The sequence below is a fragment of the Rodentibacter caecimuris genome (genome assembly GCF_010587025.1).
Lineage (GTDB): Bacteria > Pseudomonadota > Gammaproteobacteria > Enterobacterales > Pasteurellaceae > Rodentibacter > Rodentibacter caecimuris.
The window spans coordinates 1,315,180-1,332,045 of sequence record NZ_CP040863.1; the positions used below are offsets into that span (position 1 = coordinate 1,315,180).

General features: G+C 39.6%; 13 protein-coding genes. 4 read left to right on the top strand and 9 right to left on the bottom strand.

Annotated elements, in window-relative coordinates; translation table 11 throughout:
* Positions 1-45: 45 nt before the first annotated feature.
* The 5 genes from pstB to phoU all read right to left on the bottom strand — a co-directional run bounded on the left by pstB (position 46) and on the right by phoU (position 4,533).
* On the bottom strand, positions 46-804 hold the full coding sequence (gene pstB / locus FEE42_RS06650) for a phosphate ABC transporter ATP-binding protein PstB (RefSeq protein WP_059365990.1): 759 nt from the start codon (positions 802-804) through the stop codon (positions 46-48).
* Positions 805-810: 6 nt separating this feature from the next.
* Positions 811-1,662: a phosphate ABC transporter permease PstA gene (gene pstA, locus FEE42_RS06655; RefSeq protein WP_059365991.1), complete on the bottom strand. Its 852-nt coding sequence runs from the start codon at positions 1,660-1,662 to the stop codon at positions 811-813.
* Positions 1,663-2,610, bottom strand: a complete 948-nt coding sequence (gene pstC, locus FEE42_RS06660) for a phosphate ABC transporter permease subunit PstC (protein ID WP_110890438.1) — start codon at positions 2,608-2,610, stop codon at positions 1,663-1,665.
* A gap of 44 nt (positions 2,611-2,654) precedes the next feature.
* A complete protein-coding gene (pstS, locus tag FEE42_RS06665) occupies positions 2,655-3,674 on the bottom strand; it encodes a phosphate ABC transporter substrate-binding protein PstS (protein ID WP_164027974.1) in 1,020 nt (339 codons plus the stop codon).
* A gap of 157 nt (positions 3,675-3,831) precedes the next feature.
* Positions 3,832-4,533: a phosphate signaling complex protein PhoU gene (gene phoU / locus FEE42_RS06670; protein WP_077545225.1), complete on the bottom strand. Its 702-nt coding sequence runs from the start codon at positions 4,531-4,533 to the stop codon at positions 3,832-3,834.
* 210 nt (positions 4,534-4,743) lie between these two features.
* Between phoU and FEE42_RS06675 the strand changes: the two genes are divergently transcribed.
* On the top strand, positions 4,744-9,210 hold the full coding sequence (locus FEE42_RS06675; RefSeq protein WP_164027975.1) for an autotransporter domain-containing protein: 4,467 nt from the start codon (positions 4,744-4,746) through the stop codon (positions 9,208-9,210).
* A 162-nt stretch (positions 9,211-9,372) separates the two neighbouring features.
* On the opposite strand, the gene FEE42_RS06680 is transcribed toward FEE42_RS06675, so the two are convergent.
* Both FEE42_RS06680 and FEE42_RS06685 read right to left on the bottom strand, forming a co-directional pair.
* Positions 9,373-10,044: a hypothetical protein gene (locus FEE42_RS06680; protein ID WP_136123021.1), complete on the bottom strand. Its 672-nt coding sequence runs from the start codon at positions 10,042-10,044 to the stop codon at positions 9,373-9,375.
* Positions 10,045-10,104: 60 nt separating this feature from the next.
* Positions 10,105-10,788, bottom strand: a complete 684-nt coding sequence (locus FEE42_RS06685) for a 2,3-diphosphoglycerate-dependent phosphoglycerate mutase (protein WP_136123020.1) — start codon at positions 10,786-10,788, stop codon at positions 10,105-10,107.
* A gap of 201 nt (positions 10,789-10,989) precedes the next feature.
* Here FEE42_RS06685 and envC point away from each other — a divergent pair, with 201 nt between their 5' ends.
* Positions 10,990-12,225: a murein hydrolase activator EnvC gene (envC, locus tag FEE42_RS06690; RefSeq protein ID WP_164027976.1), complete on the top strand. Its 1,236-nt coding sequence runs from the start codon at positions 10,990-10,992 to the stop codon at positions 12,223-12,225.
* Complete coding sequence (locus FEE42_RS06695) at positions 12,225-13,067, top strand: divergent polysaccharide deacetylase family protein (RefSeq protein WP_136123018.1); 843 nt, start codon at positions 12,225-12,227, stop codon at positions 13,065-13,067. Before envC ends, FEE42_RS06695 begins: the two co-directional genes overlap by 1 nt.
* 59 nt (positions 13,068-13,126) lie before the next feature.
* Here the strand turns inward: FEE42_RS06695 and FEE42_RS06700 are convergent, their stop codons facing one another.
* Both FEE42_RS06700 and FEE42_RS06705 read right to left on the bottom strand, forming a co-directional pair.
* The gene (locus FEE42_RS06700) at positions 13,127-13,756 is read right to left on the bottom strand and encodes a response regulator (protein ID WP_059368813.1); all 630 of its coding nucleotides are present in this window, start codon (positions 13,754-13,756) and stop codon (positions 13,127-13,129) included.
* A 129-nt stretch (positions 13,757-13,885) separates the two neighbouring features.
* On the bottom strand, positions 13,886-16,384 hold the full coding sequence (locus FEE42_RS06705; RefSeq protein ID WP_164027977.1) for a class I adenylate cyclase: 2,499 nt from the start codon (positions 16,382-16,384) through the stop codon (positions 13,886-13,888).
* A 133-nt stretch (positions 16,385-16,517) separates the two neighbouring features.
* Here FEE42_RS06705 and FEE42_RS06710 point away from each other — a divergent pair, with 133 nt between their 5' ends.
* Positions 16,518-16,829 (top strand): DUF5389 family protein, encoded by a 312-nt coding sequence (locus tag FEE42_RS06710; protein WP_077582051.1) that lies wholly within the window; start codon positions 16,518-16,520, stop codon positions 16,827-16,829.
* Positions 16,830-16,866 lie beyond the last annotated feature (37 nt).

Below are 16,866 nucleotides of genomic sequence, written 5' to 3' on the forward strand. Positions count from 1 at the left end.
ACTCCCTGGATTTTTCTGAAAAGTGCGGTTAAATTTAGAGCCGTTTTAACCGAATTTACCTGTAATATAATCCTCGGTTTCTTTACGCTTCGGTTTCGTAAAGATCTGTTTGGTATCACCGATCTCGATAAGCTCGCCAAGATACATATAAGCCGTCATATCGGAGACCCGCGCTGCTTGCTGCATATTGTGGGTTACAATTGCAATAGTATAGTCATTCTTAAGTTCTGTAATCAACTCTTCAATATAAGCCGTTGATATAGGATCAAGAGCGGATGTCGGTTCGTCAAGTAATAACACTTCGGGCTGGCAAGCTATGGCTCGAGCAATACATAAACGTTGTTGTTGTCCACCGGAAAGAGAATTACCGGATTGTTTCAATTTATCTTTCACCTCTGCCCACAATGCAGATTTTTTTAATGCCCATTCCACGCGATCATCTAAATCACTTTTGCTGAGTTTCTCGTATAGTTTTACACCAAAAGTCACATTGTCATAAATGGACATTGGGAAAGGGGTTGGTTTTTGGAAAACCATCCCGACTTTAGCCCGCAATAAGTTAACATCAACATCCGCATCAAGAATATTTTTGTTATCCAATAATAATTGACCTTCCGCTCGCATATTAGGATAAAGATCATACATCCGATTAAATATGCGCAACAAAGTGGACTTACCACAACCGGAAGGGCCGATAAAGGCGGTAACTTTTTTTTCTAAAATATCAACATTAATATTTTTTAGTGCGTGGAAATGACCATAGTAAAAATTTAAATTTTGGGTTGAGAGTTTTGTTTTCATCATTATTCCTTAGTGTTTCTTACGACCTAAAATTCTCGCCATTATATTAGTAATTAATACGGTAAACGCGATAAGTAGCGCCCCTGCCCAAGCAAGTGATTGCCAATCTTTGTAAGGGCTCATCGCAAATTGATAAATAACATTTGGCAAATTAGCAATAGGTTGATTCATATCCGAACTGAAAAACTGATTGTTTAATGCAGTAAATAACAATGGTGCGGTTTCACCGGAAATTCGGGCAAATGCAAGTAGAACACCGGTTAAAACGCCCGTTTTCGCTGCTTTCAGTGTCACCATTGAAACCATTTTCCATTTTGGCGTTCCTAACGCATAAGCTGCTTCCCGTAAGCCGTTCGGTACTAATTTCAACATATTTTCGGTGGTGCGAACGACAACCGGAATAACCAATAGCGATAGTGCTAAAGCGCCTGCCCAACCGGAAAAATGCCCTTGCTTGACAATAATAATGCCATAGATAAATAAACCGATAACAATTGATGGTGCTGACAATAAGATATCGTTCATAAATCGAGTCATACCGGCTATTTTGCTATGTCTGCCAAATTCCGCTAAATAAACACCAGTTAAAATGCCGATTGGTGTACCGATAAAAAGCCCGAATAAGGTGATGAGCAAACTCCCCCAAATAGCATTGCGTAAACCACCACCTGCATCAGGAGGCAGGGTATCAACCCGAAAAAGATGAAGACCTAACCCGTTTATACCGTTTGCCAAAAGTGTATAAAAAATCCAGCCAAGCCAAAATAAACCGAATCCCATCATTACCCAAGCTAGCATTAAATAGAAGCGGTTAAGCCACTGGCGGCGTACATATAACGAATGATTTATTGTGTTTTTCATCTAGCGTCCCTCTGATTTTACCGCTTTTAATAATAGTAATTTTGACAAGCACAGTACGGTAAATGTTATGACGAAAAGAATTAATCCGAGATAAAGTAAGGAGGACAAATGCATTGGATCAACGGCTTCCGCAAATTCATTTGCAAGTGCGGAAGTGATCGACACACCAGAGTTATTTAGACTCGCACTGATATTAAAGGTATTACCAATAACAAAGGTAACCGCCATCGTTTCACCTAAAGCACGCCCCAAGCCGAGAATCACGCCGCCTATTACCCCCACCTTAGTATAAGGCAGTACAATACGACGAATAACTTCCCAGCGGGTACAACCTAAACCATAGGCTGACTCTTTTAGCATTGTCGGCGTTACTTCAAATACATCGCGCATCACCGAGGCGATATAAGGAATTATCATAATCGCAAGGATTAAACCTGCCGCAAATAATCCTATTCCCATTGGAATACCATCAAATAACACGCCGATTAACGGAATATCGCTAAAATGTTCAATCATAAACGGCTGAACCGTTTCGGAAAATATAGGGGCAAACACAAATAATCCCCACATCCCGTAGATGATTGAAGGAATACCGGCTAATAATTCTATTGCAATACTTAACGGACGGCGTAGTACCACAGGACAAAGTTCGGTAAGAAAAACCGCAATCCCGAAGCTAACCGGCACAGCAATAATCAGCGCAATAATAGAAGTCACTAATGTACCGTATATTGGCGCGAGTGCACCATATTTGCCTTGTACGGTATCCCATTCGTTTGAACTAAAAAATTCAAAACCAAATTGTTGCATTGCGGGATAAGCACCGATAATCAATGAGAGTAAAATGCCACTGAGTATCGCTAGTACAAACAAAGCAAAAAAACGGGTAGTATTAACAAATAAAGCATCAATAAGTGCTTGTTGTTTTAGTTTTTGGGAAAGTGTCATCATTTTTCCTTATCCCCTCCCGTTAAAGGGAGGGAATACATTTTTTATTTCAAATTAACTTTTTTCCATTCATCGCGCACAAGCTGTTTTACATTATCCGGTAAAGGAACATAATCCAATTTTTGCGCTTGCTCATTACCTTTTTTGTATGCCCAGTCAAAGAAATTCAAGACGGTTTCCGCTCTTTGCTTATCCGCTACATTTTTCGGTACTAAGATAAAGGTTGCCGCAGCGAGTGGCCAAGCTTGCGCAGCAGGCTGGTTAGTTAATACTAAACTGAATCCTTTCGATTTATTCCAATCAACATTTGCCGCCGCTGCAAAACTTTCTTGGGAAGGTAAAACAAAGTTACCCGCAGCATTCTTTAACTGAACGTGAGTCATTTTATTTTGTTTCGCATAAGCATACTCAACATAGCCGATGGAATTCTTAACACGCCCTACATAAATTGATACGCCCTCATTACCTTTTCCTGCCGCACCGCTTGCAGAAGTCGGCCATTTAACCGTATTCGCCGCACCGACCTTATCTTTCCAATCTGGTGAAACTTGGCTTAAATAGTGGGTAAAGATAAAACTCGTACCGGATCCGTCCGCACGAAACACAGTGGTGATTGCTTTATCAGGCAAATTTAACGAAGGATTTAATTGCTTAATTTTTTCATCATTCCAATGAGTCACTTTTCCTAAGTAAATATCGGCTAACAATTCACCGGTTAATTTTAACTCTCCGGGTTTTATTCCCTCTACGTTGATTACCGGTACAACACCGCCAATAACGGTTGGGAATTGGACAAGATTATTTTTTTCAAGATCATCTTCTTTCATTGGTGAATCCGACGCACCAAAATCAACAGTACCGGAGAGAATTTGTTTCACACCACCGGAAGAACCGATAGACTGATAATTTATTTGATTATCGGTTTCAGCCTTATAGTTCATTGCCCATTGCACATAAATCGGTTGAGGGAAAGAAGCCCCGGCTCCGGTTACCGTTGTTGCTTTTGCCGCTTGGCTGAAAGCAAAAACAGATAATAAAGCAAGAGTGACAGTACGTATTTTCATTATATTCTCCTTAAGTTTGGATGATTAAGTTAGTCACGCCGTTAATATAGTAAAGAAATATTTCATGAGTATGACAAACAAACATTTATTTACATCAAGTGGAATGCGCTTTGCCTGCATTTCAAAACAAAGAAAAAATCAACCGCACTTTTCACACTTATTTTAAGTTAGACTCAATTTCTGCCAGTCCTTTATGGCGAATATCAATACCACGCACCAAATACACAACATGTTCTGCGATATTTTTAGCATGATCGCCAATCCGCTCGACCGCTTTATTCATCATCATGACATCAATCCAAGTGCTGATATTTTGCGGTTGTTCAAAAATATTCGTGGTGAGTAAGCGCAATTGATTGCGATAATCCATATCTAATTTTTCATCTGATAAACGTAATTCAACCGCTGCATTCTCATCTAATCGGGCAAAAGCATCCAATGCACGACGAATCATTACAAATGACATTTCTAAAATGCGGTGGGTATCGTATAAGCCGGAAGCCGAAATTTTGTTATTAATTAATAAATTATTTGTATAGAAGGCAATTTTTTTTAGCTCATCGCCAATACGTTCCAGATCAACAATAATTCTAGAAGTCGTTAAAACAAAACGTAAATCACCGGCAGCAGGTTGGCGTCGAGCAATAATTGTTTGGCAGTGATCATCAATTAATTCTTCCATTTCATTGATTTTCTTCTCACTTTCAATGACTTCCTGTAATCCTTGCGGATTAGCTTGGCTCAGACTTTGCAGAATAATTTGAATTTGCTGCTCGACAATGCCGCCCATTTGCATAACTTCTGTGCGAACGCCTTCCAATTCTTGATTAAAATGTGACGATATATGCTGATTTTTCATGTTGATCCTTAAAAATAAATTAAACGCGTCCGAAGTATAAAAGAGAAATGTTTCAGGAATATGACAAACGGTAAGATGGTACTAAAAAGCAATCCCGAACGTTACAAAAAACGAAAATAGGGATTAATATTAAATATTTCTAAATGATATTGAATATCAATTAGATTTAAACTAGAATCGCACGCAATTTTATCGCCACAGGAGACAAATATGAATAATAGATCGAATTTATTATTAACAGGGCTAAAGATTAGTGCGGTTGCAGCAGCAATGAGTTCCGTTTCTGTCTATGCTTATGAACAAGGTAAAGGTGCAACGGCCGTTATTAATGCTGAAGAAAAAATTGAAAAAATTGATTCGATTACCAGCGATAGTACTGAAGAGCGAATTCAAGGGCGATTTAATCGTTCTGGTAATCCAGTACGGATCATTTGGTATGGAAATCCACAAGATGGAGATGGTCGTGTTGCTCAAACCGGGGCTCACAATCAAGGACACATTGTGGGCAAAGTGATAGCAAAAGGTAAAGATACGACAGAATCGGCAGATAGACGAAGCGCCATTTCAATTGATGGGGTAGCAAATGGTATTGATGCGCTTGGTTGGTCTGCACCAAGTAATGCGAACGATGTTGTATTTGTATTACAGAAAGTAGAAAACAATGGTGCTATTTCAGCAGAAGCCAACTTGAAAGGCGGGGCGGCAGAAACGAACGGTGATGTTCAATCTTATGGAAGTGGTAACGGTATTTCTGTAGTTGGACTCGCTGATTTTGGTAAGCATAATGTAGAAGTGGGTGCTGATGGCTTTGTAGATGGTTATAGTGGTGCAACCGGAGTATCCCGTCGTAACAGTGTCAGTCGCACCTCAACACGTTCAGTAAGTTCAACGACACAAAGCTCTCCGTTACTAGACAAAGTTGATTTTGAAGGGAAAACAGTTAATGTTAGCCTGCAAAATATTCTAAATAGCGGTCAAATAACGGGAAAAATTCATGCTGAAGGCGCTTCCGTTCCCCCTCATACTGCAAACTATAAACCTCAATTTTATTCTGTGACGGGGAGCTCATCCGGTAATGCTGTTTCCATCTCTTCTTATGTCAATACTATTGATAGATACACTTACTCTGAAAACAAACAAAATTTTGCGAAATTGGGGGATATTACTAATAGTGGAAGTTTAGTTGGCGAAGCTAAACTATTAGGAGGACAAAATACGACCCATACTCGTACGACATCAAGTAATAGCGGAAACGGAATCTCTGCACTTGCTAAAACAGGGCGATTTGCGAAAAATCGAACTGAATCAGCAATAGGAAATATTCAGAATAGTGGGCAGATTAAAGGACAATTAACTCAGATTTCTGGTCATAACTCTCATTATCCGGGCGTTCATTTATATTCAAATGCGGATGCTCTCGGCAGTGGAAATGCGCTGTCTATTACAAGCGAAGCCATTAATGCACAAACTCGTTATCCTGCCAATTCAACTATCGGCAATATTACAAATAGTGGTAGTATGCGTGGCAACGCCTTAGTCAAGGCGGGTAATGGTACCGGTGAGATTATGGCGAATGCAATTGCTACGGGTAATGGTATTTCTGTTTTTGCCAGAGGAAATAGTGGAGAATTTGCAACGATTGGTCGTGTAGATAACCGAGGTATTATTTCCGGACAGATTGAAGTCAGTGGCGGCAAATCAAATGCAAGTAAAGAAGATAAAGCATTTATCCCTGATATTGTATTGCAAACTTCACCAAATAAGCCCAACACACCTCGGTTAAGCGAAGATCTTTGCCGTTGGTTAGCAAAAAATACGCCTGGTTGTGAGCCTGAAACCAATACATCAAATACTTCTACTGAAGTCACAAGATCAGATCTGTCTTCTAATTCAATTCAGAGTGTAGCCACCGCCCATTCAAGTGGTAACGGTATTACCGCTTGGACTTATAATGAGTCTAGTGAATATTCTCCACAAAAAGCACAACTAGGAGGGCTTATCAATGCAGGTTCGATCAGTGGTTATGCGAAAGTCTGGCACGGATTTTCTCAAGATGGCTATACTCGGGTGGATTATCGCAATAACGGCGCGGGCGTTGCATTAAATGCAAGTAGTAATGCAAATATTACCAATGCCGGAGTGATTTCAGGTAACCATAGTGCTTTATTAGTTAGAGGCAAAGCGAATAGAGCTTATAGCTCAAGCAACCCAACCTATGAAACAGGTTTTAAAGGTAAGGTTGAGAACTATGGTATTTTAGCCGGGCGCTTAATTGCCGGTGGATACGAATTAGCTCCGACATCTAACCAATACTATCGCTATTTTGAGACATTAAATGCAAATAATGTGAAAAATGCCGGTTTATACATTACGTTAGATAAAAATGAACAGGTTGAAAAAATCACTGTTGGTAATCATACTCTCAGTCCATTCAGTTATAATGGAAAAACTTATCAAATAGAAAATGCGCCATTGTCATCAAATAAAAAAGATAGCGAAAAGATAACAACAGCGGAAAGCACTATCAATAATAAAATTATTAATGGTGTAGGAATGGAGAACGGCGCATTGTTTGCTAAACATACCACACACCTCACTGACTCTATTATTAATGGCTATAAAACAGCATTAAAATTAGGAGAAAACGCCCAAGTCCATTTGAATAATACCATTTTAAATACAAATGGTTTTAAGGTTAATCAATCAGAAAAACCGTTGGCGATTTTAGGGGATGCCGGTTCTAACCAAGTTGTATTAACCAATCAAACCCTTATTAATGGTGATATTGATCTTACAGCAGGCAATGATGAGCTTACTATTGCGGATAACCAGGTGAAATTTAACGGACAGACTATTGATTTAGGCAATGGCTTGGATAAATTGCATTTCGGTCAATCTAATAGGAAAAATTCTCAACCGATTAAGGTAGATTATACTATCTATAATGCGGAAGATATAATTGTTAATCAGGATACGAATTTATTAGCGAATGCAAAAATTCGAGGCACAAATACTATTACTCTGAATAATGACTTACACTATCAAGTACTTGATGCTGAAACTCACGCATTGTTTGACCCTGAGCGTAGTGAAAAAATAACCCTAAGTGGATTAGGCAAATTCATTGTGGATACCACCAAAGTGGCGAGTGAATATGAAATCAAATTTGGCGGTTTTCAGCTTGAACCTCAAAATATTCAGTTTGATACCAATAATGTGCTACAAAGTGCGGTCGTTAAAAACGGTAAATTACTGATTCAACCTAAAGTGGTAATGACTGCTGAAGAGGCTGAGAAACAAGCACAACAGCAAGCTCAGTTACAGGCTCAATTGCAGGAAGCAGAAAAGCAAAAAGATGAGCTCAAAAAATCACTTGAAAATGCGCAGGCGCAACAGGATAAAACTAAACAGGAATTATCTACAGCAACAGCGAAAATCAATGAGGTAGAAACAAGCAAAACAGCGTTAGAAAAGGAGTTGAAAAATAACCTTGCTAAGCTTGAGAAAGCGGATACAACACTCAATACGCAGACTGAACAGTTAGGTAAACAACTGAGTGAGTTACAACAAAAAATTACTCAGTTAAATCATAAAATGACCGAGTCGAAACAGGAAAATACCTCATTTAGTACGCCATTTGTCGAGGCCTATCAAAGTTATTTAATGAATTGGAAAAATGCAGGTGTTAATGCATTAGAAGCCTCATCACTCACAACTGATAAAACGCCACAAGAAGCAGCAAAAGCGGTTAATCTCTATTTAGAGAACACAGTTAAGCATAATATTTATGGTGCTATGGCTTACCGGCTTGCTCAAATAAATCAAGATGAACGTAATGCACTTTTATCGATGATGAAACCTTTAAAAACACAACAATGGCATGTTGCAGCTCAAGGGCTTTATTCTCGCCATCACTATCGAGATACCGCAGATAATGCAGATAATGCAACAACAAAAGGGACAATGCTTGGCATACATTATGGAATGAATGATACTTTGACCTCAGGTATTTATCTTTCAACACATAAGCAAAAAATAATAGGTGGACAAAGCCTATTAAATGGTAAAGGGCTATCTTTTGGTGCCTATTTAACTCAAGCTATGGGTAATTTGCGCTTAACTGCAGGTATTAACCAGATCTCAACTAATATTAAAGGGACTCGTCATATTAGTAATGGATATAGTCACCATCAATTTGATGTCAATACCGACCTAAAAGCAACAAGCCTTTATACTCAAGCCAAATATATTTTCCCATTAAGTGAAAATTGGCAATTTGTACCAAGATTAGATGTCGCTTATCTCCGCTTAACACAAGATGTTATTAACGAAAGAGGTACAGCAGGGTTATATATTGATAAATACCAAACATCTCGTATTGAAAGCCGTATTGGGCAAGATATGATTGCCATTTTACCAATGGCAAGCGGTAAAGCCTCATTGAAAGCTTCAGCAGATTACACCCTTATTACGGGAGGAAAAGATTTACAAGGGGGATTCCAAAATGGAGGGAAATTTACTATTCGCTCAGAACCCAATAGTCATATTACCAGTGTTGGAGGGGGAATAGGCTATGAATGGAATAATGGTTTTGCAATTGATACAAATGCACGGAAAACGTTTAGCCGCTCAGGAAATGGTACTATTGCGGAACTAAAATTGGGCTACACCTTTTAAATAAACCTCATTTAATTTAAACTTCAATGAAAAATAAACCCACTATATAAAAAATAGTGGGTTTATTTATGCGATAAGTATAGAAAGATCAAACCCAACCTGACAGCTCCCGTTTAAAATTGTGAGCCTGTCAAATTGGGTTTGATCTTCTATAGTTTGTAATTAAATCGTCGGTTGAGCATTTTCTACCTGAACAAAAAAACCGTTTCCATTCAGAATAATACTATAATCCGTTTGATAGTGCTTACCATGGGTTTCCACCAACGCATGACAGCTGCGAATACTTTGCTGCGGATAATATTGTGTTTCATGTACTTGTCGAATTTGTTTCACGGTCATTTGTGTTCCGGTCGTCTTACCTTGTTGCTTAAATGCGTCGGAAAGCACTTTAGTAACGTAGTTATCTTGGCATTTTGGTACGATAACGGCTTTTGTTATTTGTTTAGACGGTGTGTTTTTTACTGTGTCGGCTTGCTTTTCCACCTTCTCGGTTTTCTTTGTAGAAGCTTTTTGTGCGGTTGTTTTCATTTTTTCAGCTTTCTTCATTTCTTTCCGCTGATTCTTCGCCGGCTGTGATTTCACTACTTTTTTACCGGTTGAAACCTGATTCTTAGTAGTCGTTTTACTCACCTTGGTTGCCGACTTTTTCTGTGCTGCTTTTTTCTTTTCTACCACTTTTTTCGTCGTTTTTTTCTCTATCGTCTTTTTCGCTTGTGTTTGTTTAGTTTGCTTAATCACTTGTTTCGTTGTTGCATTTTTATTTTGTGAGGCGGCAACCGTATTGCTACCAATAAAGAAAAACACAGTAAATAAAACCTGAAATAATTTTTTCATAAATGTCTCCTTAAACAAAAAGTGCGGCTAAATTAACCGCACTTTTATCAAACCTGAAAATTAAAGATAGTAATATTCTACAAAATTTAATTTGTCATCAAGTTTTAGAACTAATGGTTGTCCGGTCGGAATTTCAAAATCCATAATTTCTTCATCAGAAATACCGATAATATGTTTCGCCAATGCACGAAGAGAATTACCATGCGCCACCACCAAAACACGTTTACCGGAAAGCATTGCCGGAGCAATTTGATCTTCCCAGAAAGGAAGAGCACGTTCTAAGGTAAGTTTTAAGTTCTCTGCATTCGGCACAACATCCGATGGAATATTCGCATAACGGCGGTCATTGTGGGCAGAGTTTGGATCTTGTGGGTCTAAATCCGGCGGAGAAATATCGTAAGAACGACGCCAAATATGCACTTGTTCATCACCATATTGCTCTGCTGTTGCTTTTTTATCTAAGCCTTGTAATGCACCATAGTGACGTTCATTTAAACGCCAGTTTTTCACTTGAGGAATCCATAATTGATGGGATTCTTCCAACACGATATTACAGGTTTTAATAGCACGGGTTAATACAGAGGTGAAAGCAATATCAAATTCATAGCCGGCATCTAACAATTTTTTACCCGCAGCTTTGGCTTCTTCCACACCACGTTCGGTCAAATTAACATCACGCCAACCGGTGAATAAATTTTTCGCATTCCATTCACTAAAACCGTGACGAATAAATACTAATTCCATAGGGATCTCCTAATATTTAAGTAAAAAAGAATGCGCACTTTATAGCAAAAAATCCCTGTGTTTAAAAGCAAAAAGGCGGGATTTCCTGATCTTCCGCAAAAAATTAAACCTAGCCATTTTAGCCCCATCAAAATAATGCTACTATTTGTACTTTGTGGACAAAAATAGCTTTCACTGATTTTTATCTCTTGAGTTTAACCTATGCAATATTGGCAATTGATGACAAAAACACTTTCAAAATCGACCGCACTTTTCGTTGCATGTGGACTTATCGGATTTTCATCAGCCAGTTATGGCAATGACCTCAACCAAATCCAACAGCAAATTAAGCAACAAGAATCAAAACTTGCCAAGCAAAAGCGTGAACAGGCAAAACTTCAGTCCACCTTAAAAAGTCAAGAGAGCAAAATCAATGCGGTTGCCGGGGAATTACGTGAAACCGAATTAAGTTTAAAAGAAATCCGTAAGCAAATCTCAGAAGCCGATAAACAAATCAAACAACTAGAAAAACAAGAAAAAGAACAAAAAGCCAAACTCGCCAAGCAAATGGACGCCATTTACCGCTCGGGGTTAAATCCCTCCACTTTGGAAAGAATGCTGTCGGAAGATGCTAAGAAAGCGGCAAGAATGAAGGTTTATTACGAGCATTTAAACCAAGCCCGTATTGAGATGATTAGCAATCTTCAGGCGACACAGGCACAAATTGTTAAACAAAAAGAAGCGATCTTAGGGCAACAACAAACTCACCGGGATCAACTTGCCACGCAGAAAAAACAACAGCAAGAATTAGAAAAAATTCAGCGTGAACGGCAATCCACGTTGAATGAAATTAATCAAAATATTAATAAAGATCAGGATAGATTATCCAGTTTACGGGCGAACGAAACGGCGCTGAAACAAGAGATTCAACGTGCCGAACAAGCCGCTCGCCAGCAAGAACAGCGTGAGCGGGAAGCGCTGGCACAACGGAAACAAGCAGAGGAGAAACGAACCGCCAAACCTTATACTCCGACTGCGCAAGAACGTCAGTTGATTAACAGTACCAGTGGTTTAGGCGCGGCAAAGCGTCAGTATAATAAACCGGTAAACGGCTCGACACTTTATGCTTTTGGTTCCACTCAAGCCGGTGAGGTTCGTTGGAAAGGTATGGTCATTGCCGCCTCAAACGGTACGCCGGTTCGTGCCATTGCCAACGGACGGGTCATTTTAGCCGGCCAGCTTACCGGTTATGGCTATATGGTTATCATCAAACACGGCGACAGCGATCTGAGTTTGTATGGTTTTAACCAAGCCGTTTTTGTCAAACCAAACCAACTTGTTTCAGCCGGTCAAACTATTGCACAGGTAGGCAATACCGGTGAAATTTCCCGCCCCGCATTATATTTCGGTATCAGTCGAAAAGGTGTACCGGTGAACCCCGCCGGATGGATAAAATAATGAATATAGCATTTAAAAATGCGGTCAAAAATCTCGTCGTTTTTTCCACTGCACTTTTCTCCACATTTACAATCGCCCAAAGTAAACTCGCCATTGTCATTGACGACGTGGGCTACCACCCCAAAGAAGATGCGGCGATTTTTGCCATGCCGCGTGAAATTTCCGTGGCAATTATTCCCTCTGCGCCCTATGCTCAAGCCCGTAACCAAGAGGCAAAAAAACAAGGACGTGATATTCTCATTCATATGCCAATGCAACCTTTGAAGCAAACAAGAATTGAAGAAGGGGGATTGCATTTAGGTATGTCGGCAGAACAGGTAATAAAGCGCGTTCAACAGGCAAAAAATATTGTGACCCACGCAATCGGTATGAATAATCATATGGGCAGTGCCGCCACGGCTGACACGCCGCTAATGACACATTTAATGAATGCGCTTCGTACACAGCATTTATTCTTCTTGGATAGCCGCACGATTGGTCGCTCCGTTGCCGGCAAAATCGCCAGAGAGCAAGGGGTTCGTTCGTTAGACCGCCATATTTTCTTAGATGACAGCAATGAGTTTTCTGATGTGCAGCGCCAATTTCAAGCTGCCGTTCAATATGCAAGAAAGCATGGTACGGCAATCGCTATCGGACATCCACGTAAAAACACCGTTGCGGTATTGCAGCAAAATTTGCGTCATTTACCCTCAGATATTCAGCTTGTCGGTATGGGAAGTTTATGGCGAAACGAACGTATCGTACCGCCAAAACCGTTTATTTTACTGTTTAGCGATGTCCCCGCCCCGACTTCAATAGCGCCTTACGAGCCGATCCCACTATTGCGAGGTGTACCGAAATAAAAAAGTGCGGTCAGAAATGAAGTATTTTTCTGACCGCACTTTTATCTAATAATGTGTTGTTAGCGTCCGTTGTATTCAAAATATAATACGGTAGCCGCGACGCGGGAATGTACGTTTAATTTACGCAATAAATTACGAATATGTACTTTTACCGTTTCTTCGGAAATAAATAACTGCCCTGCAATTTGTTTGTTTGATAATCCGGTGGCAATTAAGCGTAAAACGCCCATTTCACGATCGGTGAGTAAATCCATTGGGTCACGACGATGCTCACGTTCAATCAATAAATCTTTGATTGAGTTACTTAAAATGACCTCGCCTTTTGCAATACGTTTGATTTCTTCAAGTAAGGTTTCCGGCTCTGTATCTTTTAATAAATAGCCGTCCGCGCCTGCATCAATTAAGGCAAAAATATCATTTTTAGCATCTGATACCGTCAAAATAACGATACGTGCATCCACCCCTTCAGCACGTAAACCTTTCAGTGTATCCAACCCTGAAAGTCCTTTCATATTAAGATCTAAAATAATTAAATCCGGCGATGTCTGTAAGGCAACAGAAATGCCTTCCGTACCACTCCCAACATCAGCGACGACTTCGAAATTTTCTTCTAATTCAATTAGTTGTTTGATACCTCGACGCATTAACGGATGATCGTCGATGAGTAAAACTTTTAACTTTTCTTGCATTTCCCCCCCATCGGTGAACAATAACATTTATTAACCTGTCACCTAAAAACGAGCCATTCTATCGGGATTTTTCCCCTCTTCCAATCAAGAAACTCAGGAAACTTGATCTAGTTCATTATTTTACAGCGTCTAATGCACTGCCGATACATGTTGTTGATATTTAAAAGATTGAATTTGCACATCACCTTGATCACTATATTGAATTTGATAAAACTGTGGATAATTAAAATTACGAGACTCAATGTGATACGGATTTTCATCACCCGACTCTAGAGCTTGATAAAGTTGGTTAATCTGTTGTACTTTTTCATCTTTTGAACCGTCGCAATGGCGATAAATCTCTAACTGATTGGTTTCATTCAGTAAATAGACATTAAAGGTATTATCTTTATTGTCCTCAAAGAAAAATTGCAGGAAACCTTCTCTCGCCAAAAGATCGATTTCAATCGGATATTTGCGATGTTTACTATAAATATCACTTTTTTCTTCCACCGGACTTTGTAAAACATCATCAAAATCTACCGCACTTTGACTGCTATTCTCAACTTCTTGCAAGCTAAGTCCGCTTTCTTCAAAGAAAAATTGCCAATTTTTTCCCGCTACGCGTAAACGTGGAATATTGAAGGTTTGGTTACCAAGCTGAATGTTTATGCAACGATTTACTAACGCGCTGACAAGATTGCGTAATGTTCGGCGATAATGCCGGCTGTAACAAAAAACCTGTACGGAAGGGGGATTATTCGCATCTCGATAAATTTTATTTGATAGCACTTTTAACGCAATCAAAATAGCATTTGGCCCTTCAAAGTGCAGCGTGCGAATTTCATTCCATATATTGCGATAAGTAAAATCAATGCTCCCCACAAGATTTTGTTCTAGCGAACCGAAACTAAATAAATCACAGGCTGAAAGACTATCTTTAAATTCCGTAATCCTTGCCGTAGGATCAGAGGTTAAATTCACGGCAATAACAATATTACGAATTTCACAAGCGGTTGCCAAAATATCACCGCCTGCTACTGAGTTTTCCCGTGAAAAAGACAACCGAAGATCAGCGACAAAATTACGCAAAGTTTCAATCTCAATAGTGCGACTAAATAAGTGAAGTTGCGTTTCCGCAGTAAGCAAGCGATTAAAATATGCCCACGCGACCAGCTTATTAAGGCTTTTGTTATACTCAATAATACGATGTTGAGAAAACATCATCGTATTTGGTGCTCGATTGATAAGATACCAACCATCTTGTAAATGCTTATTACCCCTCACTTCTAAAAATGAAATATGCGGCTCGGATAAATTACGGGAAATCTGCGAATTAAGTAAAATCACCTTGCCCGGTAGTTCCTCAAATGTCGTGTAGAGTTTACGGGTAAGAACATTAATATCTTGTGGTACAACGCTTGAGTTAATTTTATATTTACGGGCAAAACTCACCAAATTATGATAGCTCATCATCAAAAACTTCACTAAGTTATCATGGCTTTCTTTGGCACGCTTAATTTTCCAAAACGGGCGATAATTCAGTTCGTGAATTTGTTCGGCACCCCAGCCCCATTCCTGAGCCAAAATTTGTATGTAATCAGTCCGCCAGTTATGGGTTTGATATAAGGCTAAATCTTCTGTTACTTTGACATAAAAACAGCGACGAACAAAATCAAGGCGCTTAAATTCGGAAAGTGCGGTCAAATAATCCGTCACTTTAGAAAGAATTGCAATATAAGGATCAAAATGATGGGCAGGCGTGGTGTTGCCGGAAAAGAGATCTTCTTTAAACTGACGAGCAATAAGATGAGGGTTCGGATATTCTTTCGAATAAACTTCCAACAACAAAATTTTTAGTACGGATTTATACGGCGAATCAATTCCTTTGTAAAGTTGCCACAAGCCTGCACCAAAGTATTCCTTAGCGGAAAACTGCGCTAATCCGCCAAAATCAACCCAATCTTGTGAATCAAGCGAACCGTTCTGAATGCGTGTTTTGACTTCGTTTTCATAGTCCGCTTCATTTTCTACCCATAAATGTAGCCACAGTAACGGTTTCCCAGCCAAGCGAACGGCAGAGCGATAAAACTCGTCAAGCAATAACATATATTGTGCAGAGCCACTGTTTTCGCTCGTCAAAGGTTCGGAATAATATCCATGCCGGAAACGCTGTTGATCAACCAGATAGAAATTAATTTCAACCTCAAACCCCATTGCCCATTCTTTGATTTTTTGGGCTTTTTGTTCTAATAAATTCCGTTCATTTTCCGTTAAATCTTCACGGCAGCAAATCCATGTATCCATATCAGAGCTACTACTTTGGCTGATAGAGCCAAAACTGCCCATCACATAAATACCTAAAATCGGTGGATTACCACCATAGGCTTGATCTTTTATTTGCTCGTAAAGTTCAGGAGATTCGGAAGAAAGGAATTGTTGCTGATAAGCCGACAACTTAAAATTTGCCACGCCACAAGGGGATTGCGCCACATAACCGGATAAACTCGAATGGTTCAATTGAAACAGTAAAGGAAACAGAGATAAAACGTGTCGAAACCCATCACCGGATCCCGATAATGCACGTTCCAAACGACGCTTATCAAGAATTTCCACACATTTTTTTGCTCGATCGAGATCGTATTTCAAGCGGCATCCTACCGAATGGAAAAAGTTGCCAATACTCTACCACTTTAAGCAGGTTAAAGCAAAGAATTACTACCCAATCTCAAGCGTATTTGCTATATTTCCCACTCTGTCATTTTACTGCGGGATTGCGCTTATGGAACGACCGTCTATGCCAACAAAATTTAGTGGGTTCGCTTGGGGGCTTGCGGCTTTTTGCACGCCGGTTTTACTGTGGCCGCTCGCGTTGATTATTTCCCCCTATTTCGCTCAAAATCATGCATTAACGGAAGGGCAAAGCAATTTGTTCTCTACCCTATTTTGGATCTACCCTTTCATTCTCGCCATTATTTCGCGTTTACTGTATAAATTACATGCTAAACGCCCGAAACTTGCTGGACGATTACTCGGGATAAGCGCTGCCGGTTTCTATGGCATTTTAATTTATATTTATTTGGCGAGCCGCTAAAAAAACCCGCCAAAACCAATCGCACTTTAGGAATCGC